We start from the raw sequence: 24,384 nt of genomic DNA on the forward strand, positions 1-24,384 counted from the left end.
TGATGCCCAGAGCCTGTGAGAGTTCTATAAAAAAGGGTTCATGATGAACATGAACCCCTTTGATACCTGCCACTGGATCGGTCAACCGGGCCTTAAATGACCCGCATTAGCCCTCAGGCTGCCGTTTTGCTTTCAGCCGTGATTAACGTGACGGATAGCGATCGCTGTTGATCCAGGCATGATCCTGTTCCCAGCTGAATTTCCACAGGCGAACCGGCCCTGCCATAACGTTAAGGTAGTAATTGTTATAGCCAGCCAGGGTTGCTACAGGATGGTAACCGCGCGGTACGGTGACGACATCCCGGTTATAAACAGCCATGCACTCATCCAGAGAACGATCGTCTGTATAAACGCGCTGCATCGCGAAGCCCTGTTCGGGTTCAAAACGGTGGTAATAGGTTTCTTCGAGATAGGTTTCGTTCTCGCTGTTTTCCTGGTCGTGCTTGTGACTCGGATACGAACTGGTATTGCCCTCATCGGTAAACACTTCCACCACCAGCAAGCTATTTGCCGGTTCACTGTCCGGCAGAATGTTGTGCACAAGTCGCTGGTTGTGGCCTTTGCCGCGCCGCTCAACGCCGACATCTTCTGGCGCAATCAGTCGAGCGGGCAGGTTGTCGCCCTGCCCCGGTGCCTTGCAGACCGCCAGCTCAAGATCGCTGTCCGCTCTTACCGTCACTGCATCATCATGAGGGACATACACGGAATAAGGCGGCGTACGTTCAAACGGCGACATTCGCTTACCTAACCCCGGAAAGTTTGCATGACGCGTGCTAATCGAGGCCAGGCCTGCCACCAGCACCAGGCAAAGCTCGCTGTCACCGCTGGCCATGTCGAGCGTCTGTCCTTGTTTTAACAGGAAAGACTCGAAACCCACATAGCGCCAGCCCGCACTGTCTGGCGTTACCTGCTGTATGCGCCCCTGCTCATCGGGTTGTTTTACCTTTGAGAGTAATGACATCCGCCGTCTCCTAATCCATCGCCCTTTATCGTCAATACGCTGTCACTCAGCGCCCACTCAACCCAACGTCGGCATACTGAATTCAGAAACCGTTTGCTGGCCGCTCGGCCAACGGACGGTCGCTGTTTTCATGCGCGTATAAAAACGTACGCCGTCCGGACCGTGGACATTCAGTGCGCCAAACACCGAGCGCTTCCAGCCACCAAAACTGTGGAATGCCATTGGCACCGGCACGGGCACGTTGACGCCGACCATTCCGGCTTCGACGTTTTGGACAAATTCACGCGCCGTGTGACCATTACTGGTAAAAATGGCGCTGCCGTTGCCGAATTCGTGACTGTTAACCAGTTTCAGCGCACTGTCGTAATCCGGCGCGCGCATGATGCTCAGCACCGGGCCAAAGATTTCTTCACGCCAGATCACCATCTCTGGGGTTACGTGATCGAATAACGTTCCACCGACATAGTAGCCGTCCTCATAGCCTGCAACCTTCTGGTGACGACCATCCACAACCAGCGTTGCCCCTTCCTGCTCGCCGATGTCGATATAACCCAGCACTTTCTTCTGATGGGCGGCCGAAACGACAGGCCCCATTTCATTCTCGTCACTGCCCTTACTCATGCCCGGCCCGACGCGTAATGCTTTAATCAGCGGCGTCAGGCGCGAAATCAGTTTATCGGCGGTGTCATCGCCTACTGCGACCACGACAGGCAACGCCATGCAGCGTTCACCCGCCGAGCCAAATGCGCCCCCCATGATGGCATTGACCGTGGCGTCCAGGTCAGCATCAGGCATGACGATAGCGTGGTTTTTGGCCGCGCCAAATGCCTGCACGCGTTTGCCGTGCGCGCTGGCCGTTTTGTAAATGTGCTCAGCCACACCCGACGAACCCACAAAGCTAACGGCCGCGATTCGGGGATCTTTGTAAAGCTGTTCTGCATTCTCATTCGAACTGTGTACCACGTTGAAAACGCCATCCGGCAGGCCCGCTTCTTTCAGTAACTCCGCCATGCGCACGGCGGCAGACGGATCCAGCGCCGGGGGTTTAAGTACAAAGGTGTTGCCGCAGGCCAGGGCAATAGGGAACATCCACAGTGGCACCATGGCGGGGAAATTGAAGGGGGTAATCCCTGCAACCACGCCAACCGGCTGCATGAGCGAGTAGCTGTCTACGCCGCCGCCCACGTTAGGCGAGTTCTCCCCCTTAAGCAGGTGAGGAATGCCGCAGGCGAACTCAATCACCTCAATCCCGCGCGTCAGTTCACCCAACGCATCAGACCAGACTTTGCCGTGCTCGGACACGATCAGCGCCGCCAGCTCATCACGATGCTGTTCCATTAAGGCTTTAAAGTTGAACATCACGCGTGCGCGGCGCAGCGGGGCGGTTTTGGACCAGGCAGGAAAGGCTGCATGCGCCACGTCGATTGCCTGGGCCACTTCGTCTGCGCTGCATTGGGTAAGTTCACGGATCACCTTGCCGGTTGCCGGATCGAACACAGGAATGGTTTCGTTGCTGGCACTGAACGTGGTTTTACCGCCAATAAAATTTCCTACGATAGTCATGATGTTGCCTCTTTGGTATGTACGGTTCCAGCAGGCAAAGCACAAGAAGTGGCATGCTGGCTGGGCAGGAAAAGCCAAAAGCATGCTGAGAAGCTATTACAATGGAATAAATTTTTCAAATAAATATTTTTGAAAAATTACTTTTTAGCGGGGCAGATCGCATTTTTGCATGTCGCTCTGAACGGCTCGCCAGCAATGGCTTTACATGACTTGTCTGGGGGGAAGTTAGTGCCTGTATGCTGTGACGACAAGCGCCAGCGTGAAGCCTGCACTGATGCGGTCGTCCCTTCCCGGTCAGGCGTCAAAATAAGCAGGGAGAGACAAAACACCGCCTTCCTTTTAAGTTTCATTAAATCGCATAGTGAAATGAACATTTCTTTTTACGCACCTCTTGCCCTCAGCCTGCCTTTGACAAGGTTCATTCTGTTGGCGCAATGCCCTTAAGCCAAACTGGTGCACGAGAGTGGTGCAAAATCCCTCACCCAGGGCCATTTCCTGAACCAATAATTTCCTGATAGCAAATCAGGAATCATGTGTTTCATCGCTTACCGCCTTTCCTGCATCGCAGGGTAACGGTCTATCTGTATGATTATTAGCATTATTTATGAGATTCCTCGACACAACCCAAAACCTGGCCTGCTTTATGCAATATCGTCGGACCTCCCTGCACCCGAAAGAGATAATCATGTCTGACCCAAAAAACAGCGGCTTACTGTACGGACTGGACCAGCGAATCCCACCACTCCAGGCTTTCTTCAGCGCTTCACAGCATGTGCTGGCGGGCCTGGTTGGCATTATTACGCCCCCGTTGCTGATCGGCACGGCGCTGGGTCTGGATGCGTGGCTGCCTTATTTGATCAGCATGTCGCTCCTTGCCTCCGGCATCGGGACGTTTCTGCAGTCAAACCGGGTATGGGGCATAGGTGCCGGCATGATATGCATGCAGGGCACCAGTTTTGCCTTTCTTGGTGTGGCCATCTCCGGCGGCCTGTGGGTCAAAGCACAGGGCGGCAGTCCAGAAGACATCATGGCGATGCTGTTTGGCGTCAACTTTGTCGCGGCGCTGGTGCCGGTCATCGTCAGCCGCTTCATCGATACCTTAAAGCGGGTCTTTACGCCGGTGGTGACGGGGAGCGTGATTGCGCTGATTGGTATCAGCCTGATCAAAGTCAGTGTGATTAACTGGTGCGGCGGTGAGAAAGCCCAGGATTTTGCCAGCCTCAGTAACCTGGCGCTGGGTGCGTTAACGCTTGGCGTCATCGTTGTGCTGAGCTGCTCCGGTAACCGCTGGCTACGCCTTTCATCGGTCGTGGCCGGCATTGCAGCAGGCTGTATTGCCGCTGCACTGAGTGGCAAATTTCAGGTTCACGATCTGGGCGAGAGCGTCTTTCGTTTACCCTCTCTGTTTCCGTTTGGCTTTCACTTCAACAGTACGCTTTTCATTCCGGTGGTGCTGGTCTCTCTGGTCTGCATCATCGAGGCGGTGGGCGATCTTACTGCTAACAGCCTGATTTCCGGTAAATCTATTACCGACAAGACCTTTAGCGCCCGTCTCAAGGGCGGCATTCTGGCAGACGGACTGAGCTGCATGATTGCGGCGATGCTGAGCGCCTTTCCCAACACCACCTTTGCGCAAAATAACGGCGTGATCCAGATGACGGGCGTGGCGAGTCGTTTTGTCGGCCGTTACGTCGGCGTCATTCTTATCCTGCTGGGGCTGTTTCCGCCTTTCAGCGAAGCACTGCGTCAGATTCCCACACCGGTGCTGGGGGGAGCCACGATGGTGATGTTCGGCTGCGTCGTCACGGCGGGGATTCGCATCCTAAGCCAGGCTCCGCTAACGCGCAGGGAAATACTGATTGTCGGTCTGGCGTTTAGTTTCGGGCTGGGAATCGAATCCGTTCCCGCTTCGCTTTCCCATCTGCCGCCCATGTTTGAGAATCTGTTTGGCTCCGCGGCCACCACCGGCGGCCTGGTCGCCATTGTCCTGAATCTTCTCATTCCTGGCGCAGACAAGCCGGCACGTGAAGAAGTAGAAGAGGGCGAATCCGCACAGTCATTGTAATCCTGCCACATTCGCCCGCGACGCAGTCGTTGCGGGTGACCGCCTGTGCGCTCAGGCCCCCTGCTCTTGATGTCTCCGACAGCTTTCTCACTGGATCCGCCCCAGAATCCTTTAACACCCAGACGGCAACACAGCAGGAAATCCGGCTTATTCCGCCATTTATCGGGTAAAAAACTCGCCTGATTTACCGTTTCCCTCAACAAATCAGACCGTTACTTTTCCTTCAACTACACTTTCATCAGTTATTTATGCGCAGAGATACAGAATGAACGCGTTACAGCAGGAAAAAATTGGACAAAATATCTTAATCAAACTCGCGATGCTGGTGATTATCCTTGCCGGGATAAGAGCGGCCTCCGACATTCTGGTCCCGTTACTTCTGGCGGCCTTTTTTGCCATCGTACTGAATCCGTTAGTCACGATACTGATGCGGCGCGGGCTGCGGCGGGGGTTGGCGATTACCCTGGTGATTACGGTGATTTTTATCGTGATTCTGCTGCTGGGAGCCATACTGGCAAGCTCGATGAGTGAGTTTTCCGACCTCTATCCTCAACTGCGCACCATTATGGAAAAGAAAATGGCGGTGGTTCAGCATCTGGCAGCCAGCATCCATCTCAATATCTCAACCGATGCCCTGGTTCAGCGTTTCGACCCCAATACCGTTATGAATCTGGCCAGTGTGGCGCTGAGTGGCTTTTCAGGCGCGATGACCAATACCGTGTTACTGATCCTCACCGTGGTCTTTATGCTGTTTGAGGTGCACCATCTGCCTTACAAAATGCGTAACTCGTTTGTGAACCCCAAAATTCGTATCGCCGGTTTACACAAGGCCTTAAAAGGGGTGACGCATTACCTGGCATTGAAGACGCTAATCAGCCTGATCACCGGCATCGCGGTCTGGCTGACGCTCTACCTGCTGGACGTGAAATTTGCGTTACTGTGGGGCGTGGTGGCCTTTATCCTTAACTTTATTCCCAATATCGGGCCGATTATTGCCGGTATTCCTCCTTTCCTGCAGGCGCTGCTGCTCAACAGCGTGTTTGACGCGGCAATGGTGGCGGCGCTGTTTACTGCCATTCACATGGTTTTCGGCAATATGCTTGAGCCACGCATCATGGGGCGCGGTCTGGGCTTATCAACATTGGTGGTGTTTCTGTCATTGATATTTTGGGGCTGGCTGCTGGGCCCGGTCGGCATGCTGCTGTCCGTTCCTCTGACCAGCATCACTAAAATTTTAATGGAAACTACCCCGGGCGGGAGCCGTCTGGCCATTATGCTGGGAACCGGCCGACCCAAGCCTTCGCGGCTGTTAACCAAGTAAACGCTGCTGCACATGCTGCAGATGATCTCTCATCGCCGCCTGTGCAGCCTGCTCATCACCGGACGCAATTGCCTCGGCGATGCGCTGATGGTCCGCGTTCATTTCATCTGCAAAGGTATTGTCGGCATAATGACGTTCCAGCCGGCGGAAATGGGCGCTGTCGCGTTTGTTCCACAGATTTTCCATCATTTCCCGCAACAGATCATTGCCGCTCATCTCGCTAATCAGCAGATGAAAGCCTTTGTCCTGCTCGATGAAAGCCGCGTCGTTTTCATTAAATGCCTGGAGCGCTGCGCTAAGGGACAGCAGCTGCTGACGCTGGGCCTCACTGCCGTTTCGCGCCGCCATGCCCGCCAGCATGCTCTCATAGGCTTCGCGCGCCTGTAGCAGATCCTGCAGGCTGAAGTTCTCGGTTTCTTTGCCTGCTGAAGGTTGCGGTAAGGTCTGAGCGACAAAAACCCCCGTACCGGTGTGGATGCTGACGTAACCCGTCATCTCCAGCGCTATAAGGGCTTCACGCACCGATGAACGACTGACGCCCAGTTGTCGGGCCAGTTCCCGTTCGGGCGGCAGCGCCCCGCCCGGCACGAAATCGCCGCCATGAATGCCCGCAATGATGGCATTAGCAATTTGCCGATAAAGCCGCTCAGTTTTCAGTACCGCTAACCCCATAACTCTCTCCTGTTGCAGGCCGCCTTTCTGGCATCAGATGATACGTATTTATATTGCTGCGATCCGGATCACGGCCTTAATTTACGCGCTATCTTACTCTTGGTCCAGCGGCCTGACCACTGGGCCACACGTCCACCAAGGAGCAATAATGGAACATACATGGCGCTGGTACGGCCCGAACGATCCTGTGTCACTTGACGATGCCCGCCAGGCAGGTGCAACAGGAATTGTCACAGCACTTCATCACATCCCTAACGGAGAAGTGTGGCCTGTAGCCGAAATCAAAGCGCGTCAGGCGCTGCTGGCGGAAAAAGGTCTTACCTGGTCAGTCGTTGAAAGCATTCCTGTGCACGAAACGATTAAGACCCAACGCGGCGATTATCAGCACTACATCGCCAATTATCAGCAGTCAATTCGCAACCTGGCAGCCTGCGGGATTGATACCGTATGCTATAACTTTATGCCGGTTCTTGACTGGACGCGTACCGATCTGGCCTGGGAACTGCCGGACGGCGCTAAAGCGCTGCGCTTTGATGCCGATGCCTTTGCCGCGTTTGAACTGCATCTGTTACAACGCCCCGGCGCGGAAAAAGATTACAGCGCCGCCGAACAACAGGCCGCCGCAACGCGTTTCGCCGCCATGACCGAGGAAGAGAAAGCCACGCTGGTGCGCAACATCATCGCAGGCTTACCCGGTGCAGAAGAGGGTTATACGCTCGAACAATTTCAGGCACAGCTGGCGCAATACGACGGTATTGATAAAGCCAGGCTGCGCGAGCATATGGCCACCTTTCTGCGCGCCATCGTGCCGGTGGCGGAAGAAGTCGGCATTAAGCTGGCCGTCCATCCTGATGATCCTCCCCGTCCAATTCTTGGCCTGCCGCGCATTATCTCCACGCAAGAGGACATGCAGTGGCTGAAAGAAACGGTAGACAGCCTGCATAACGGATTCTGTTTCTGTACCGGTTCCTACGGCGTACGTGAGGATAATGCCCTTATCGAGATGGCAGAAACCTATGCCGACCGCATTAACTTTGTGCACCTGCGGGCAACAAAGCGAGAAACGAACCCCAACAGCTTCCACGAGGCGGCCCATCTGACAGGCGATGTGGATATGGTTGGCGTCATCAAAGTGATCCTGGCCGAGGAGCAGCGTCGCCGTAGGGCGGGCGAACAGCGGGCCATCCCGATGCGCCCCGATCACGGTCACCAGATGCTGGATGACTTGCGTAAGCGCACCAACCCAGGCTATTCCGCCATTGGCCGCCTTAAAGGGCTTGCAGAACTGCGCGGCGTCGAAGTTGCCCTGAAGCAGATCTATTTCCAGGACTAAACGTTGTTGCCCCGACGTCGTTATGCTGTCGGGGCAAAGGGTAGTTTAGACAGGTTGCTGTACTCATATTTATGGCGCGTCATCAGTTGGTCAGCCGCGCTTTCCAGGTAACAAGAGGGTTCTCATTTCTCTCCCTTCTGGCTGCCGTGTTTTGGATTACTCCTCCCACGGCTTCGCTGCGGCACCCTTTTCAGGACGCCCCCAAGCTCACCTTTTCCACGACCGGTTTACAGCCGCCATCAAACTAATGTGTGAGCATTCACTAATAGCATGAATTTTTTGTCAATTAATTGCCTGCCAGGTCGATAATTGACCATATCGGAGAATAAGGGATTTCCGACCGTTCACCAGCGGCGTGAACTGGCGTGCTATGCTGCATTAACCCTTAGCACCTCTCAAAACACGATCACGATTCAGAGGTTTTTACGGTGCCGCTAATAAAAAGAAAACATGAGCATGCCAAATCGCTCATTGTCCTCGCAGGACTATTGCCGCTGCTCCTGGGGTTGTTGTTCACGATAATTGATGCCAGAAAAACAGTAAAAGAACAGCAAATTGATACGGCCGCGACCTTACTGTCTCAGGCAGAAAAAATCAGCGATAACGCCTGGAGCATGATCGCCTGGCTGCGCCAGTATGAGTACCAACCCTGTGAAAAGATAGAAAATACGCTGCGGATTAATAGCACTCTCCATCCCTATTTTCGCGGTATCGGCAAACTGGAAAGTAACACGGTAAGCTGCTCTTCTGCCTACGGTAACAAGCCCGCTACGCTTAAAGCCATGATTGGCGTCGCCCCGCCCGTGACCGGCAAAGACTGGTGGAGCCTGTCCATCGCGGGTTCTTACATCGTGCCAGACCGACCTGCCGTGATATTTGTGCGCCAGCTGGCAGCTGGCAGAGCCCTCTGGGTGATGGTTGAAGGGCAGTATCTTATTGATTTTATGAGCGCGCTGGGCAGTACGCATCATTATCAGATAACCATGCGTTTTAGTAACGGTGCGCCAATCGTGTCAGGCGATCGTGAAATGGCCGACGACAGGTGGCTTAAGCCTCAGGTCTATCATGCCACCTCTTCCCGCTATAGCATCAAGGTCACCCTGATAGCGCCCGGTGCTGAGCTGGTTAAAACATGGACGCAGCTTCTTTTCGTGTTTATGCCGATGGCGGCGATTTTTTCCGTGCTGTTTATGATTCTTACCGCCTCCTGGCTTCGCAGACGTTTTTCCTGGGGAGATGAAATTCGTCGCGCCATTCAGTCCCGTCAGTTCAGCGTGCATTATCAACCTACCTACAGCTGCACGCTGCAACGTTGCACGGGCGCAGAAGCCCTGTTGCGCTGGACTCTGCCCAACGGTAACAGCGTGCGCCCGGACACCTTTATTACCGCCGCAGAAGCGGAAGGGATGATTATCCCGATTACCCATCATTTGATGGCGTTGATCGTTGAAGACACGCAAAGCTGGGCGCCTAACCCCGGCTTTCATCTGGCGATTAACGTGGCTGCCGAGCATCTTCAGCACCCGGATTTTGTTGACGATATGCTTAATTTTGCTGACAGGATGGCGAGAACCGAATTCAACATTACTCTGGAACTGACGGAGCGGAGCCTGATCAAAGAAGGGAGCCTTGTCGCGGCTAAGCTGGCGCAACTGCGTCAGGCAGGCATGAAAGTCGCTATTGATGACTTTGGTACGGGGCACTGCTCTCTCAGTTACCTGCAAACTTTTACGCTGGACTACCTAAAAATCGATCAGGGTTTTATCAATGCCATCGAATCCCTGGAGGGGGAAACGCCGGTGCTGGACGCCATTATCAGTCTGAGCCATAAACTGAAGCTGCAGGTATTGGGAGAAGGCGTCGAAACGGCAATGCAGTTCCGCTATTTACAGCAGCATGGTGTCACCTTTATCCAGGGCTATTTTTACGCCAGGCCCATGGATAACCCCACGATCGTGGCATGGATGAAACAATATGGTCATTTGCCGGTTGAGGTTGAAAACACCTGAGCCGCAACTTACTGACGCACGCGGCACAATGACGGCGAAGAAGCGCTAAATCAACGCGCTTTTCGCTGTGCTGCACGCTGCTTACTCGCCGCCCGCATTGCCACCGCAATGGCCTCTTCCTGTTGAATGACGTGCTCAACAGGCGCACTGGCGCGCTGATTCAGCCGTTGCAGCGTAGGCATCGACTGCTGCAACAGTTGCTGGCACTCCTCGTATTCCGAGCGTTGCTTACCTGTCACGGTCGATGTTTGTAGTGCTTCGCTCAATTGAGCCAGGCGGTCAATCCAGTATTTCGTGCGGCAGCTAAGCCATCCAGAACTGAGCTGCGCCTCAGGAGACCGGGAAGCCGTGGGCACCTCAGAAGAATTCATTAATTTTCTTTCTACACTATCTATCTGCGCCACCCAAGGGCTCTGGCAAGTAAGGGGTGTTTTCCTTGACATTCTTCCTCCAAATCAAGGTGAAAGAGTATTGCCGAAGGCGTTCTGATAGGCAAGCCTCAAACCTTAACCCGCCCAATCCTTAATCTTTATTAATAGCTTTAAGCCAGACGGCTGAGTGAGCTCAAACCGCAGCGCTCACTTAACACGCAAACGCGCGCAGAACCTGACTTTTTTTCGCTTCAGGGGCTGCTATAAACCACCGGTAAAATTGTTCGTTTTCAGGTCAAACATGACAAATATCACACAAAAACGTTATACTCTGCGGCCGATAAATCAGATAACAACAGTATTTGTTGTTTTGATGGATCGACAGATAATGCTGTTTTACGGCTATGCTTAAATTTCCTCAACGCAGCGGTCTGAACGCTGTTTTCGGTTCGCGCCGTTGAGGACTTTCATGTTCCATTACAGGGTAATTCTATGAAATTGCGTAGGAAGCGTGTAAAACCGATTGGGATAGATGATGTCACCATCATTGATGATTCCCGTTTACGTAAAGCCATTACCGCCGCCTCTTTGGGTAACGCCATGGAGTGGTTTGATTTTGGTGTTTATGGCTTTGTGGCTTATGCCTTAGGTAAGGTGTTTTTTCCGGATGCCTCTCCAGGGATTCAAATGATTGCCGCACTGGCAACCTTCTCCGTTCCTTTCCTGATTCGTCCTTTAGGCGGCCTGTTTTTCGGCATGCTGGGGGATAAATATGGTCGTCAGAAAATCCTGTCGATTACCATCGTCATTATGTCGGTCAGTACCTTCTGTATCGGCCTGATTCCCTCCTATGCCTCCATTGGCATCTGGGCGCCGGTTCTGCTACTGTTGGCCAAAATGGCCCAGGGCTTCTCAGTCGGTGGGGAATATACCGGTGCCTCTATCTTTGTGGCCGAGTATTCGCCTGACCGTAAGCGCGGCTTTATGGGAAGCTGGCTGGACTTCGGTTCTATCGCCGGCTTCGTGCTGGGCGCGGGCGTCGTCGTCTTAATCTCTACCATCATCGGCGAAGAGAACTTCCTTGCGTGGGGATGGCGTCTTCCGTTCTTCCTGGCCCTGCCACTGGGTATTATTGGCCTGTATTTGCGCCATGCCCTGGAAGAAACCCCCGCGTTCCAGCAGCACGTCGACAAACTGGAACAAGGCGATCGCGAAGGCCTGCGTGACGGTCCGAAAGTCTCTTTCAAAGAAATCGCCACGAAACACTGGCGTAGCCTGCTAGCCTGTATCGGTCTGGTTATTGCAACCAACGTGACCTATTACATGTTGCTGACCTACATGCCAAGTTACCTGTCGCACAACCTGCACTACTCTGAAGATCATGGCGTGCTGATTATCATCGCCATCATGATGGGCATGCTGTTTGTCCAGCCCGTGATGGGGCTGCTGAGCGACCGCTTTGGCCGTCGTCCGTTTGTGATTATCGGCAGTATCGCCCTGATGATCTTCGCCATTCCGGCCTTCATGATGATCAACAGTGGCATGCTGGGAATGATTTTCGCTGGGTTGTTGCTGCTGGCCGTTATCCTTAATGCCTTTACCGGCGTGATGGCTTCGTCACTGCCTGCTATGTTCCCGACGCACATTCGCTACAGTGCATTAGCCAGCGCCTTCAACATATCGGTACTGATTGCAGGCCTGACGCCAACGTTAGCGGCCTGGCTGGTAGAATCGACCAATAACCTTTATATGCCCGCTTACTATCTGATGGTGGTTGCAGTCATTGGCCTGATTACCGGCCTCTACATGAAAGAGACGGCGAATAAGCCCCTGAAAGGTGCAACTCCCGCCGCCTCTGACATGGAAGAAGCGCGCGAAATTCTGCAGGAGCATCACGATAACATCGAGCAGAAAATCGAAGATATCGACGCCGAGATGGCCCGCCTGGAAGCCAAACGTAAAAATCTGGTTGAACAGCACCCAAATATCAACGAGTAACGCCCCTCTCTCCCGCCCCTGAGGCGGGAGAATCTTTTGCTGCCTCTGCACACCGCACACAAACCTTCATCGCCTGCACCTAATCGGAGTAGACTGTGCGTCTTATTTAAACTGGCTACGTGAGTGTCTATGTCTGATTTTTCCCTTACCCAACGTCCCAGAAGATTGCGCGCCAGCGCGTCAATGCGTGCAATGTTTCAGGAGTCCAGCCTTAGCCTGAACGATTTGGCCCTGCCCATTTTTGTTGAGGAAGGTGTTGATGACTATAAAGATATTCAGGCCATGCCTGGCGTAAGACGTATTCCTGAAAAACGTCTTGCCTATGAAATTGAACGTATCGCTAAGGCGGGCATTCGCTCGGTCATGACCTTCGGGATTTCCCATCATACCGACGCGACCGGCAGCGATGCGTGGAATGAAAACGGCCTGGTGGCGCGTATGTCGAAAATCTGCAAAGACACCGTGCCTGAAATGATCGTGATGTCGGATACCTGCTTCTGCGAATACACCAGCCACGGCCACTGTGGCGTGCTGTGTGACCACGGCGTCGATAACGATGCCACCCTGATCAATCTGGGCAAGCAGGCCGTTGTGGCGGCGGAGGCGGGGGCCGACTTTATCGCGCCTTCTGCCGCAATGGATGGCCAGGTTCAGGCGATACGCCAGGCGCTGGACGCCGCAGGCTTTACCCAGACAGCGATCATGTCTTATTCCACCAAGTTTGCATCATCCTTCTATGGCCCCTTCCGGGAAGCGGCAGGTACGGCCCTGAAAGGCGATCGTAAAACCTATCAGATGAACCCGATGAACCGTCGTGAGGCTATTCGCGAGTCGCTAATTGACGCGGCTGAAGGTGCCGATGCACTGATGGTCAAACCGGCCGGAGCCTATCTGGACATTCTGCGCGATATCCGCGAGCGCACCGAACTTCCGCTGGCGGCCTATCAGGTTAGTGGTGAGTACGCGATGATTAAATTCGCGGCCCAGGCGGGCGCCATCGATGAGCGTAATGTCGTGCTCGAAAGCCTTGGCGCGATCAAGCGGGCTGGCGCAGATTTGATTTTCAGCTATTTTGCACTTGAGTTGGCCGAGAACAACCTGCTCTGAGCCATGGCCCTTCTGCGACGGTGCCTGCACCTTCGCAGAAGGCGTTATTCCTGTCCGGTAAACGGGGAAATGAACGCGATGCTTATTGGCGTGAATTAATCACATCACTCATTACGCCCTCTATTCAGTAAACAAATAATACACAAATCGCAACGTAATATAATTTTTTAGCCTTTACTTCCACATCGCAGGAAATAACCATTCACTTCCTTAAGAATCTTTACGTATGTAATGTTTTGAGAAACACAGGATAATTTACAATCACCTTCGAAATTTAAGGGGGTGTTATGAATGAGAACAAATACAATGAGAGCGTGATTATTTCTGTTACTGACTGGATTAATAAGAATCTGGACCAGCGCTTAAGCATTGACGACATTGCTGAAAAGGCGGGTTATTCAAAATGGTATCTACAAAAGTTATTTTCCCGTTATCATAATGAAACGCTGGCCCATTACATCCGTAGAAAGAAATTAATTGCCTGTATTAATGATTTAAAATACAGCCATGCGCCCATTATCAGCCTGGCAGTTAAATACCACTTTGAAAGTCAGCAGTCTTTTACCCGCTCCTTTAAGCAGATGATGGGCTGTACGCCTAGCGTATGCCGTAAAAGCCAGCGACTGAACGTTACCGACAGCAACGCCCATCCTTGCAGCGTATGTAGTAAGGCTGAAAACCACCCAAAAAAGAAGTTATTTAGCGGAATAAACGAAACCTTCGGGGTTGGTCATTTAGTCCGCTTGCTTTAACCGTGGCAGCAAAAAACTAGTTATCATCAGGCTTATAGTACTGTACGCCAATCTGGATCCGCTCGCGACCACTGGCAACGCGATGACGATTGGTATCCCGTAGGGAGTAAACACAACCGCAATATTCCTGCTGATAAAAACTCTCACGCTTACTGATTTCAATCATGCGTGCCGATCCGCCGCCTTTACGCCAGTTGAATTCCCAGTAGGACAGATCGGGATAATGTGCGGCAGCACGGACGCCGCAGTCGTTAATTTGCTGCATGTTCTTCCAGCGGGAAATCCCCAGTGAACTTGTGATCACCGGGAAACCATTTTCATGGGCGTACAGCGCCGTGCGCTCGAAACGCATATCGAAGCACATGGTGCAGCGCTCACCGCGCTCCGGTTCCCACTCCATCCCTTTGGCACGTTTAAACCAGTCGTCACGATCGTAGTCCGCATCGACAAACGGCACGCCAAACTTTTCGGCAAAGCGGATATTTTCGTCTTTGCGCAGCTCATACTCTTTAAGCGGATGGATGTTCGGATTATAGAAATAGATGGTGTATTCAATGCCGGATGCCAGCATCGCCTCCATGACTTCTCCCGAACAGGGCGCGCAGCAGGAGTGCAACAGCACTTTTTTATGGCCACCCGGTAAGGGTAGCGGTTGTCGCTCGTAGGGCTGAGACATAAGCACCTTCAATCAATGTAATCAAAAGCGCAGTGTAATGCCGGGGCGTGGATGTTGCAAAATTTCACGCTGACGGGCTGCCATTATCCCTGTCAGCCCGTCAGCGTTGCTGCAACCTTTACCTCACCACTGAAGCGTTTTGCCCGCGTAGTCCAGATAGTGGTGGCCGCCACGTCCCCGACTGGCGGTTAACTGCGTGACAATCCCATTGGCGCTTTCTTCAGGCGTGAGCGGTGCCGCATCGCCTCCCATATCCGTTTTGACCCAACCGGGATGCAGGGTTAGTAGCGTGCCGTTTTGCGCCGCCACCGGTCTGGCCAGCGAGCGCGTGAGCATATTAAGAGCCGCTTTGCTGGCTGAGTAAAGTGGCGCTTCTGCATGTCGATTCTCATTCAGGCTGGCAAGTTGAGATGAGGTTAACGCCAGTACGCCGTGTTGCTGGTTCAGTAACGGCAGCAAAATTTCTGCGGTTCGTATCGGCGCAACGGCATTGGTCATAAACAGCTGGATTAGCTCAGCATCGTTGCTCTCTGACAGCTTCTGATGCGCAGGCCCGTAAATGCCGGCGTTGATCAGAATCGCGTCAAAAGGCTGCCCGCTCAGCCCAACCGCAAATTGCTTGACCGCCTCGGTCTGCGTCATATCGAGCCGACGCCAGTCAACCTGCGGGATTTCCCCCTGCGGGGGGACTTCACTGCGATGGGTTGCCGTGACCTGCCAGTTGTTGGCCGCAAACGCCTTGACGACCGCCAGTCCAATGCCACGTGATGCACCAATCACTAACGCTTTGCCTTGATAAGCCATAGAGTTTCCTCGTTGATGAACGCAGTAAACAGCGTAGATACGTATTGGCAAACACACTGCATCATCAATGCTATTTTGCATTCAGACAGCATTGATGGGGCAGTGAATACTTACGGACAGAGGTGTTGCTGTATTATTCAATTTGCTGGTCTGGCGGGGATGAATGGTCACCTTCACGACTTTTCTCAACGCTCTGCGGATGGTCTTCGCCCATTGACAGTGCAGTTGCGCTGGCGGGATCAAACAGTGAGAAGCTTTCAATCTGATCCACCATGATGACTTTTCGAAATGCCATCGCGTTTTTCGGCTCAGAATCCAGTGTGATGTCGTGCTCGGCATACCAACTGCTGTAGTTATGCTCGACCGACAGTTTCAGCGTATGGCTGTCGCGGTAGCCGCTCAGCATCGGGATGAGCACGATATTGGCCGTGCGCTCATATTCAAAGGTGGCAGCGTGTACCATGCCGATATAAATACGACGGGATTTTAAGGTGATCCACGCCAGCTCTCCTTCTTCCATGCACTGGAACAGCATCTGTTCAACACCATTGGATCGTGAAAGCTTCTGATAAAGATCTTTGCGACCTGACACGTTCAGTTGTGCGCTGCCTGCCCAGTTTGACCGGTAGAGACAGAAGAGGATGGCAAAGCCCAGCATGATTACCACTGGGGCCTGAATACCGAGAAAACTCCAGTTCATGAACTTCATTTGCAGTTGCAAATGATCGCCAGGAAACGCATACAGGAAATTGGAAACGCTTGAAATAATAAACAAGATAAACCAGATAAGGGCGGTGACGAAAACGCCCTGCAGTACAAAAATACAGCCGTAAAGTGCGACAAGAAAATAGACATCCCATCCTGAAGAACGACGCATTTTGAAACGGCTGGACAGATCCCGGCTGGTGTACCAATAACCACTCACCATCAGTACCATAAAAATTGCGGTTCCCACCTCAAACTCCCTTTAAGGTATTGACGTGCCGATTAAAATCTTCCTTTACTTCATCACTGAGAATATTGACGGCAGCATTGCCATTTTCATCAATAATTATGCGCTCACCATCCGCAATAGAGTCGTTTATGTCCTGGCGGCTCATTATCTGCAGGAATTTATCCGGGCTGGCGAACAAAGAACGAACGAAGCTAATCATGATGTGTCACTTAACGAGTCAAAAAAGCAAGTATGTGACTGAATCGTGTTTACTGCCATTTTATTGCCGGTAAACATTCTTAAAAGTCACTTTAGCGAAGCGGTAATCAGCCATAATTTTTTCTGCATGCAAAAGGCCGCCGTTTTTAAAAAATCACGCCAGAAACAGGTTATTTTAACGCTGAATTTTCCCCTTCGCGGCCACCGCTGATTTTTGCTTTACCTCACTCCCTGGGGTTCAAAACGCGACCTGAAAAACCGATCGTCTCTGGCTGGCCCTCAGCATGACGAGTAATGTCTCCGCATCGTTCAGGCCACTCAGGCCTTGTCCTCAGACCTCGTAGCGCAACGGCCGTAACCGCGCTGACCGGGTCCGCGCCGTGCTGAACCGTTTTCTTCACCTGCATCACATTTCCCGCCGATTTTGTTGCCCCAATGTGATGCAGGTTTCAAATATGTTGCACCCTAATTGCGCCAGATTGATGGACGGGCTATTCACTCCTCTCACTCCCTTTACTGAATCCTCTGACGTGCGGCTTATTTTCATGCACCTCAGAAATATGGCATGCATTGTGCTTGTTACCTGACTAACAACGCAGCGGACAATGACAGCCAGGTAACATTGAGGACAACATGAGCGCGAACGAAGCCCTGTTCAAAAAAATCGAAGCCGCTTTTAGCCTGCAAACGCCAAGCGAAAAGCGGATTAGTTCGTGGCTGTTAAGTCATCCCGAGCAAATTCCGTTTGAAACGGCTGACAGCATCGCCCAGGCGACCGGTACCAGCGGTATAACCGTAGGACGTTACCTGCGTAAGCTGGGATTTAAAAACCTTGATGATGTGAAAAACCTGCTGCGCGACGTCCCCAATACGCCCTACAAGCAATGGGGGGTTATTGACCGTCTTGATTCCTGGGAGCAGCAACGCACCCTGCCCGACCTGTCCAGCCAGTCCCTGCAGATGGAGCTGGATGCCATTCGCTATGTCTATCAGCTGGCCCAAACGGATACTTTCCGCCATATCAGCCAGCAAATCGCGGATGCCGACACGGTCATCGTGCTGGGTATTCAGTCTACACGCGGCATTGCCAACACCTTTTTCAGTCATCTGGAATATTTGCGCCCGCGCGTTACCTACGCCGATGGCAGCTCAGGCAGCTGGCTGGAGTCGCTGAATTCCGAGTCTTCAAGGCCTTACGTCATTCTTACCGATACCCGGGCCTATTCCACCGTAGCAAGGCAGTTTTGCCGGATTGCCACCGAGCGCCAGGTCGCGATGGCGCTCGTCACCGATATCTGGTGCCCATGGGCGCGTGATTACCCGGTTGATCTGCTTCAGGTAAAAACGGATACCGCCAATTTCTGGGACTCTCTTGCGCCCATCAGTTGCCTTTTCAACCTGCTGCTGTCTGCCATCGTGGAACGACTTGGCCCGGCGCTTTCTGAGCGTCTGGCACAGAACCGACTGTTGCAGCAGGAATTTGGCCAGTTTGAACATTAACAAAACAGGGATTACAGCATGATGCAGGAAACAGAGTTGGTCGATATTGCAGCGGCCTTTCCCGCGCTCACTATCGACCTGAAATATGCCACCGCCGATAACATCACAGGAAAGCCCATCTACAGCGTCGCCCGCTGTCTGCTGCACCCCGATGCGGTCAGCGCGCTGGCGAAAAGCATCGCGATCGCAAAAGTGGCCGGATTGAGTCTGCTGGTGCTAGATGCCTATCGCCCGCAAAAAGCCCAGGAGCTGCTGTGGCACGCCTGCCCCGATCAGAATTACGTGGTGCCTTTATCGCAAGGATCCAACCATAGTCGTGGTACCGCCATTGACGTCACGCTGGTCGATGCCGAAGGTCAGATCCTGGATATGGGTACCGGATTCGATGAAATGCAGGCGTTGTCCCATCCCTATCATCCCGACGTACCGCTAACGGCTCAACGTAACAGGCTGCTGCTTAATGCCGTGATGTTTGGCGGCGGCTTCACTGGCATTGCCACGGAATGGTGGCATTTCGAATTACCGGAAGCGGCCCGTTATCCGCTGCTCAATGATGTTTTTACCTGCATATCCCCAGCCCAGACTGACGGAGTATTACCATGAAAATGACGCACACAGCACCCGGCTATTTTCGCCCTTTGTTACTGGCCATGACCCTTGCTGCCACCACGACATCCGTCCTGGCGGCGGTTCCCAAAGACATGTTGGTGATAGGTAAAGCTGCCGATCCCCAGACGCTTGATCCTGCCGTGACTATCGATAATAACGACTGGACCGTTACCTATCCTGCCTACCAACGATTGATCAAATACAAAACCGAGGACGGGAAGGGTTCGACAGACGTTGAAGGCGATCTGGCGGAAAGCTGGCAGAGCAGCGAGGACGGAAAGGTGTGGACGTTTAAATTACGTCCCGGCGCCGCGTTTGCGGATGGGTCAGCCGTTAACGCGGAGGCCGTTAAGCTGTCGTTTGAGCGCCTGCTGCGCATTAAGCAGGGGCCTTCAGAAGCGTTCCCGTCCGATCTCAACGTTGAGGTCGTGGATCCGCTTACCGTGCGCTTCACACTGAAGACGCCGTTTGCGCCTTTCCTTTACACTCTCGCTAACGACGGCGCTTCCATCATCAACCCTGCCGTGCTGAAAGCGAATGCCGCTGACGACGCGCGCAGTTATTTGGCCGACCATACCGCGGGCTCTGGCGCCTACATGCTGCAGCGCTGGCAGAAAGGTCAGCAGCTCGTGCTGGTGCCGAATCCACATTTCTCCGGACCTAAGCCTGCCTTTAAGCGCGTGTCCGTAAAGATTATCAGTGAAAGTTCGGCCCGACGCCTGCAGCTGGCAAAAGGTGATGTGGACATTGCGGATGCCCTGCCGATGGACCAGTTTGCCGCCCTGAAAAAGCAAAATGAGGTGGCAGTGCGGGATTATCCCGCTCTGCGCGTGACCTATCTCTATCTCAACAACAGTAAACCGCCTCTGAACCAGCCCGATTTGCGCAGAGCGATCTCCTGGGCCACCGATTATCAGGGAATGGTGCAGGGCATTCTGGGCGGCAACGGTAAACAGATGCGTGGACCGATTCCGGAAGGCATGTGGGGCTACGATGCCAAGGCCATGCAGTACAGCTTTAATCTTGCGAAAGCCAAAGCGGAGATGGATAAAGTGGCCACTAAACCGCAGTCGCTGTCGTTCCTCTATTCTGACAACGATCCCAACTGGGAGCCGATTGCCCTGTCGATGCAGGCCAACCTTCAGGCTATTGGCATCAATGTGAAGCTGGAAAAACTGGCCAACGCCACCATGCGTGAGCGCATCGGTAAAGCAGACTATGACATCGCGATTGGTAACTGGAGCCCGGACTTCGCCGATCCCTACATGTTTATGAATTACTGGTTTGCGTCAGACAAAAAAGGCCTGCCGGGTAACCGCTCCTTTTATTCCAACCCTGAAGTCGATGCGCTGCTGAAAAAAGCGGTATCGACCACGAATCAGGCTGAGCGGACTGCCGATTACCAGCAAGCGCAAAATATCGTGATTAACGATGCAGCTTACGTTTACTTATTCCAGAAAAATTATCAGGTTGCGATGAACAAATCGGTTAAAGGCTACGTGTTTAACCCGATGCTCGAGCAAATATTTAACATCGCCACCATGCATAAAGAATAACACCGCTCACGCCCGTTCATGCAGGGCCTGCCTGGCCCTGCTGAGGAAGACATGATGAGTTACTGGAGTTTATTAAGACAGCGTAGCTGGGGACTGCTGTTGGTGGTCGCCGGCGTCTGCGTCATTACATTTATTATTTCGCATCTTATTCCCGGGGATCCTGCCAGGCTGCTGGCGGGCGACCGCGCCAGTGATGAAATCGTCCAGCACATCCGTCAGCAGTTGGGGCTGGATTTACCGTTATGGCAACAATTTATCCGTTATGTGGAGCAGCTGTTACATGGCGACCTGGGCACCTCTATCCGGACAGGTCGCCCGGTCCTGGACGATCTGCGGGCGTTTTTTCCCGCGACTCTGGAACTGGCCTTTTGTGCGCTGACCATCGCCCTGCTCGTTGGCGTGCCGCTGGGCGTGCTCTCTGCGGTGTATCGTAACCGCTGGCTCGATCATCTGGTTCGTCTGCTGGCGCTGACCGGGATTTCCACACCGGCCTTCTGGCTGGGCCTGGGGGCGATCGTGCTATTCTATGGCAAGTTAAACCTGCTGCCCGGCGGCGGACGGCTGGATGACTGGCTCGATCCCCCTACGCGCGTTACCGGCTTCTATCTGATCGATGCCCTGCTGGAAGGCAACATCGAAGTCTTCTTTAATGCGCTTCAGCATCTGATCCTGCCTGCCACCACCCTGGCCTTTGTTCACCTTGGCATTGTAGCGCGCCAGATTCGCTCGGCCATGCTGGAGCAGTTGAGCGAAGACTATATTCGTACCGCGCTGGCCAGCGGGCTGCCGAAATGGACTATCGTCGTGCGCTATGCCCTGCCCAATGCCCTGATTCCCTCCGTAACCGTACTGGGGCTGGCATTAGGCGACCTGCTGTATGGTGCAGTATTAACCGAAACCGTGTTTGCCTGGCCAGGTATGGGCGCGTATGTGGTGTCTTCTATTCAGGCGCTTGATTTCCCGGCGGTGATGGGCTTCGCCATCGTGGTTTCCTTTGCTTACGTGCTGGTAAACCTGTTCGTGGATCTTCTTTATCTGTGGATTGACCCGCGAATGGGTCGGGGAGCGTAGAACATGATGATAACGCAAGAGCAGCCCGCCGTGCGTCAGGCAAAACCCAGCCTGTTCGCCTGGAAACGCCGCCTGTGGATGCTAAGTAAAAGCCCTCTGACCCTGTTGGGTGCCGCCATCATCACGCTGATGCTGGGATTAATGGTGTTTTCACCGTGGATTGTGCCGCACGATCCCAACGCCATTAGCCTGACCGATCGCCTCCAGCCACCCAGTGCCGCGCACTGGTTCGGGACTGATGAGGTGGGCCGGGATCTGTTCAGCCGTGTCCTGGTGGGGAGCCAGCAGTCGGTCGCAGCAGGGCTGGCGGTCGTGCTGCTGGCTGGCATAAGCGGCTCGTTACTGGGCTGTCTGTCCGGCGTATTAGGTGGCCGCAGCGATGCAATAATTATGCGCCTGATGGACATCATGCTGTCTATTCCTTCTCTGGTGCTGACCATGGCGCTGGCTGCCGCGCTGGGGCCGAGCCTGTTCAACGCCATGCTGGCTATCGCCATTGTGCGCATCCCTTTTTATGTCCGGCTGGCGCGCGGTCAGACGTTAATCGTCAAACAGCATACCTTTGTTGAAGCGGCAAAAACGTTCGGTGCTTCGCGCTGGCACCTGATTAGCTGGCATATCCTGCGCAATGCTCTGCCGCCCTTGGTGGTGCAGGCCTCCCTGGATATTGGCAGCGCCATTTTGATGGCGGCCACGTTGGGTTTTATCGGGCTGGGCGCTCAGCAACCGACGGCGGAATGGGGCGCAATGGTGGCTAACGGACGTAACTATGTTCTTGACCAGTGGTGGTACTGCACCTTTCCCGGGGCCGCGATTTTGATCACAGCGGTGGGATTCAATCTGTTTGGCGATGGCATCCAGGACCTGCTGGACCCCAAAGCGGGAGGACGTAACTGATGCAAGAAAGAATTCTGACGATCGAGGATTTACGTCTCAGCTTCCCGGTTTATCAGGGAGAGGTGAACGTACTGAATAGCGTATCAATGCACATCAATCGCGGCGAGATTGTGGGCGTTGTCGGCGAATCAGGTTCGGGGAAATCCGTCACCGCCATGCTGGCGATGCGGCTCATTCCGGAACACAGCTATCACATCAAAGGCGGCAGGCTGGAGCTGGCGGGTCAGGATGTTCTCGCCGCCAGTGAAGTGGACATGCGCAAAATGCGCGGCAATCGTGTTGCCATGATTTTTCAGGAGCCCATGACCGCGCTGAATCCGACCCGCCGCATTGGCAAACAGATGGTCGATGTGATCAGACAGCATCGTCCTCTGTCTGTCCGTGAGGCAAAAGCCCGGGCGCTTACGCTGCTGGGCGATATGCAAATTGCGGATGCGAAGAACGTTATGGAGCGCTATCCCTTTGAACTGTCAGGCGGAATGCGTCAGCGCGTCATGATTGCCCTGGCCTTTTCCTGTGAGCCAGACCTGCTGATTGCGGATGAACCCACGACCGCACTGGATGTTACCGTTCAGCGGCAGGTACTGCGCCTGTTGAAACAAAAAGCCGAAGCGACCGGCACCGCCGTGCTGTTTATCAGTCACGATATGGCTGTGGTTTCACAGCTGTGCGATCGGATCTACGTTATGTATGCCGGGTCCGTCATTGAAAGCGGCGTCACTGAAACCGTGCTGCGTTCACCACGCCATCCCTATTCCATTGGTCTGCTGGCCTGCTCGCCTGACGCGATTGAACCGCGTGCTCCGCTGGCATCCATTTCCGGCACCGTGCCTAATCTGGCCTGTTTACCCGCAGGCTGTGCCTTTCGCGATCGCTGTTTTGCGGCAGGAGAACGCTGCACCACCACGCCGCGCTTGCATACTACCGACAACGCCGCGCAGCAGGTTGCCTGCTGGTATCCACAACAGGAGGCGCAGCATGTCTGACGCTCTGCTTACGCTGCAAAACGTACATGTCACCTTCCCGGCCAAAAAGAACTGGCGCGGCAAAGTCACGGAACAGGTCCATGCGCTGAATGGCCTGGATATGGAGGTCAGGCAGGGAGAAACGCTGGGGATTGTTGGCGAATCCGGCTGTGGAAAAAGCACCCTGGCGAAACTGTTGATGGGCATGCTCTGCCCAACCTCAGGCCAGCTCGAACTGGCAACAGCGCCTGCCGATAACCGGGGACGTCGCATGCAAATGGTGTTTCAGGATCCGCTCTCTTCACTCGACCCCCGCCTGCCCGTCTGGCGCATTATCACCGAGCCGGTGTGGATTCAGTCGCGTGCTTCAGAAAAAGCGCGGCGCGCGTTGGCGGAATCACTGGCTCACCAGGTCGGTATTCGCCCCGAATATCTGGACCGTCCGCCGCATGCGTTTTCCGGCGGCCAGCGTCAGCGCATCGCGATTGCCCGGGCCCTGTCATCGCAGCCCGATATTATCGTGCTGGATGAACCGACCTCGGCACTGGATATTTCTGTTCAGGCGCAGATTCTGAATCTGCTGGTAGAACTGCAAAAACAGCAAAACCTGACCTATATCCTGATATCGCACAACGTGTCGGTCGTGCGCCATATGAGCGATCGCGTTGCAGTCATGTATCTGGGACAAATTGTGGAGCTGGGTGAAACACAGCGCGTCCTGGACGCCCCGCAACATCCTTATACCCAGCTACTGATGGCGTCCGTGCCGCGCATCGGCGCAGTGCTGGATGGCGCGCCTGTGAACACCGAGCTACCGGGTAACCGCCACCTGCCAACGGGATGCTATTTCCGCGATCGCTGTCCGCAAGCCACCAGCGGCTGCGAGGCGCCTCAGTTACTCCTGTCGCAGGAAAAGGGCAGCGCGGTGCGATGCTGGCAGGCACAAAACCGGGTTCAGGCATAAGCCACAACGAGAACAGATGGCCCAGGCAACGCCTGCG

22 protein-coding genes are annotated in these 24,384 nt (G+C 53.9%); 14 read left to right on the top strand and 8 right to left on the bottom strand.

Annotated elements, in window-relative coordinates; genetic code table 11:
- Positions 1 to 142: 142 nt before the first annotated feature.
- Together iolB and QLG08_RS07860 are read right to left on the bottom strand one after the other, a co-directional pair.
- Positions 143 to 961, bottom strand: a complete 819-nt coding sequence (iolB, locus tag QLG08_RS07855; protein ID WP_014604822.1) for a 5-deoxy-glucuronate isomerase — start codon at positions 959 to 961, stop codon at positions 143 to 145.
- 57 nt (positions 962 to 1,018) lie between these two features.
- A complete protein-coding gene (locus QLG08_RS07860) occupies positions 1,019 to 2,524 on the bottom strand; it encodes a CoA-acylating methylmalonate-semialdehyde dehydrogenase (protein WP_014604821.1) in 1,506 nt (501 codons plus the stop codon).
- A gap of 685 nt (positions 2,525 to 3,209) precedes the next feature.
- On the opposite strand from QLG08_RS07860, the gene QLG08_RS07865 reads away from it, so the two are divergent.
- Together QLG08_RS07865 and QLG08_RS07870 are read left to right on the top strand one after the other, a co-directional pair.
- Positions 3,210 to 4,589, top strand: a complete 1,380-nt coding sequence (locus tag QLG08_RS07865) for a nucleobase:cation symporter-2 family protein (RefSeq protein WP_028715893.1) — start codon at positions 3,210 to 3,212, stop codon at positions 4,587 to 4,589.
- 265 nt (positions 4,590 to 4,854) lie between these two features.
- Positions 4,855 to 5,910 carry an AI-2E family transporter gene (locus QLG08_RS07870; RefSeq protein WP_013027580.1) on the top strand — a complete coding sequence of 352 codons (1,056 nt, stop codon included), beginning with the start codon at positions 4,855 to 4,857 and terminating at the stop codon, positions 5,908 to 5,910.
- Here QLG08_RS07870 and QLG08_RS07875 read toward each other — a convergent pair.
- Positions 5,899 to 6,582: a FadR/GntR family transcriptional regulator gene (locus QLG08_RS07875; RefSeq protein ID WP_013027581.1), complete on the bottom strand. Its 684-nt coding sequence runs from the start codon at positions 6,580 to 6,582 to the stop codon at positions 5,899 to 5,901. The two genes, QLG08_RS07870 and QLG08_RS07875, sit on opposite strands and share 12 nt — an antisense overlap.
- A 148-nt stretch (positions 6,583 to 6,730) precedes the next feature.
- On the opposite strand from QLG08_RS07875, the gene uxuA reads away from it, so the two are divergent.
- Together uxuA and QLG08_RS07885 are read left to right on the top strand one after the other, a co-directional pair.
- Entirely contained in the window at positions 6,731 to 7,915 is a 1,185-nt protein-coding gene (uxuA, locus tag QLG08_RS07880; protein WP_014604819.1) for a mannonate dehydratase, read from the top strand.
- Between the two features lie 428 nt (positions 7,916 to 8,343).
- Entirely contained in the window at positions 8,344 to 9,924 is a 1,581-nt protein-coding gene (locus QLG08_RS07885) for an EAL domain-containing protein (protein ID WP_014604818.1), read from the top strand.
- A 50-nt stretch (positions 9,925 to 9,974) separates the two neighbouring features.
- Here QLG08_RS07885 and QLG08_RS07890 read toward each other — a convergent pair whose 3' ends face one another.
- Positions 9,975 to 10,295: a hypothetical protein gene (locus QLG08_RS07890; RefSeq protein WP_013027584.1), complete on the bottom strand. Its 321-nt coding sequence runs from the start codon at positions 10,293 to 10,295 to the stop codon at positions 9,975 to 9,977.
- A 492-nt stretch (positions 10,296 to 10,787) separates the two neighbouring features.
- Here QLG08_RS07890 and proP point away from each other — a divergent pair, with 492 nt between their 5' ends.
- The 3 genes from proP to QLG08_RS07905 all read left to right on the top strand — a co-directional run bounded on the left by proP (position 10,788) and on the right by QLG08_RS07905 (position 14,152).
- On the top strand, positions 10,788 to 12,293 hold the full coding sequence (gene proP, locus QLG08_RS07895) for a glycine betaine/L-proline transporter ProP (RefSeq protein ID WP_013027585.1): 1,506 nt from the start codon (positions 10,788 to 10,790) through the stop codon (positions 12,291 to 12,293).
- A gap of 129 nt (positions 12,294 to 12,422) precedes the next feature.
- Complete coding sequence (gene hemB / locus QLG08_RS07900; RefSeq protein ID WP_282472879.1) at positions 12,423 to 13,400, top strand: porphobilinogen synthase; 978 nt, start codon at positions 12,423 to 12,425, stop codon at positions 13,398 to 13,400.
- Positions 13,401 to 13,687: 287 nt separating this feature from the next.
- On the top strand, positions 13,688 to 14,152 hold the full coding sequence (locus QLG08_RS07905; protein ID WP_024472236.1) for a helix-turn-helix domain-containing protein: 465 nt from the start codon (positions 13,688 to 13,690) through the stop codon (positions 14,150 to 14,152).
- A gap of 16 nt (positions 14,153 to 14,168) precedes the next feature.
- Here QLG08_RS07905 and QLG08_RS07910 read toward each other — a convergent pair whose 3' ends face one another.
- The 4 genes from QLG08_RS07910 to QLG08_RS07925 form a co-directional block, all read right to left on the bottom strand.
- Entirely contained in the window at positions 14,169 to 14,828 is a 660-nt protein-coding gene (locus QLG08_RS07910; RefSeq protein ID WP_014594818.1) for an epoxyqueuosine reductase QueH, read from the bottom strand.
- Between the two features lie 123 nt (positions 14,829 to 14,951).
- Entirely contained in the window at positions 14,952 to 15,632 is a 681-nt protein-coding gene (locus QLG08_RS07915; protein WP_015699365.1) for an SDR family oxidoreductase, read from the bottom strand.
- Positions 15,633 to 15,765: 133 nt separating this feature from the next.
- Positions 15,766 to 16,587 carry a hypothetical protein gene (locus tag QLG08_RS07920; RefSeq protein ID WP_013027590.1) on the bottom strand — a complete coding sequence of 274 codons (822 nt, stop codon included), beginning with the start codon at positions 16,585 to 16,587 and terminating at the stop codon, positions 15,766 to 15,768.
- A 1-nt stretch (position 16,588) separates the two neighbouring features.
- Positions 16,589 to 16,786: a hypothetical protein gene (locus tag QLG08_RS07925; protein ID WP_013027591.1), complete on the bottom strand. Its 198-nt coding sequence runs from the start codon at positions 16,784 to 16,786 to the stop codon at positions 16,589 to 16,591.
- A gap of 632 nt (positions 16,787 to 17,418) precedes the next feature.
- Here QLG08_RS07925 and QLG08_RS07930 point away from each other — a divergent pair.
- The 7 genes from QLG08_RS07930 to QLG08_RS07960 are packed head-to-tail and all read left to right on the top strand — an operon-like array spanning position 17,419 to position 24,347.
- Positions 17,419 to 18,285 carry a MurR/RpiR family transcriptional regulator gene (locus tag QLG08_RS07930; protein WP_013027592.1) on the top strand — a complete coding sequence of 289 codons (867 nt, stop codon included), beginning with the start codon at positions 17,419 to 17,421 and terminating at the stop codon, positions 18,283 to 18,285.
- Positions 18,286 to 18,303: 18 nt separating this feature from the next.
- Positions 18,304 to 18,888, top strand: coding sequence for a D-alanyl-D-alanine dipeptidase (gene ddpX / locus QLG08_RS07935; RefSeq protein ID WP_019106364.1), 585 nt, complete (start codon positions 18,304 to 18,306; stop codon positions 18,886 to 18,888).
- Positions 18,885 to 20,450 carry an ABC transporter substrate-binding protein gene (locus QLG08_RS07940; protein ID WP_013027594.1) on the top strand — a complete coding sequence of 522 codons (1,566 nt, stop codon included), beginning with the start codon at positions 18,885 to 18,887 and terminating at the stop codon, positions 20,448 to 20,450. Before ddpX ends, QLG08_RS07940 begins: the two co-directional genes overlap by 4 nt.
- Before the next feature lie 54 nt (positions 20,451 to 20,504).
- Positions 20,505 to 21,521 (top strand): ABC transporter permease, encoded by a 1,017-nt coding sequence (locus tag QLG08_RS07945; RefSeq protein WP_026021054.1) that lies wholly within the window; start codon positions 20,505 to 20,507, stop codon positions 21,519 to 21,521.
- Between the two features lie 3 nt (positions 21,522 to 21,524).
- A complete protein-coding gene (gene ddpC / locus QLG08_RS07950) occupies positions 21,525 to 22,418 on the top strand; it encodes a D,D-dipeptide ABC transporter permease (RefSeq protein WP_014594822.1) in 894 nt (297 codons plus the stop codon).
- The gene (locus QLG08_RS07955; RefSeq protein WP_013027597.1) at positions 22,418 to 23,404 is read left to right on the top strand and encodes an ABC transporter ATP-binding protein; all 987 of its coding nucleotides are present in this window, start codon (positions 22,418 to 22,420) and stop codon (positions 23,402 to 23,404) included. Before ddpC ends, QLG08_RS07955 begins: the two co-directional genes overlap by 1 nt.
- Complete coding sequence (locus QLG08_RS07960) at positions 23,397 to 24,347, top strand: oligopeptide/dipeptide ABC transporter ATP-binding protein (RefSeq protein ID WP_042678017.1); 951 nt, start codon at positions 23,397 to 23,399, stop codon at positions 24,345 to 24,347. The genes QLG08_RS07955 and QLG08_RS07960 overlap by 8 nt, the downstream gene beginning before the upstream one ends.
- The last annotated feature ends 37 nt before the right edge of the window (positions 24,348 to 24,384 follow it).

Origin of the sequence: Pantoea sp. V106_11, assembly GCF_029967885.1 — a bacterium.
GTDB lineage: Bacteria > Pseudomonadota > Gammaproteobacteria > Enterobacterales > Enterobacteriaceae > Pantoea > Pantoea ananatis.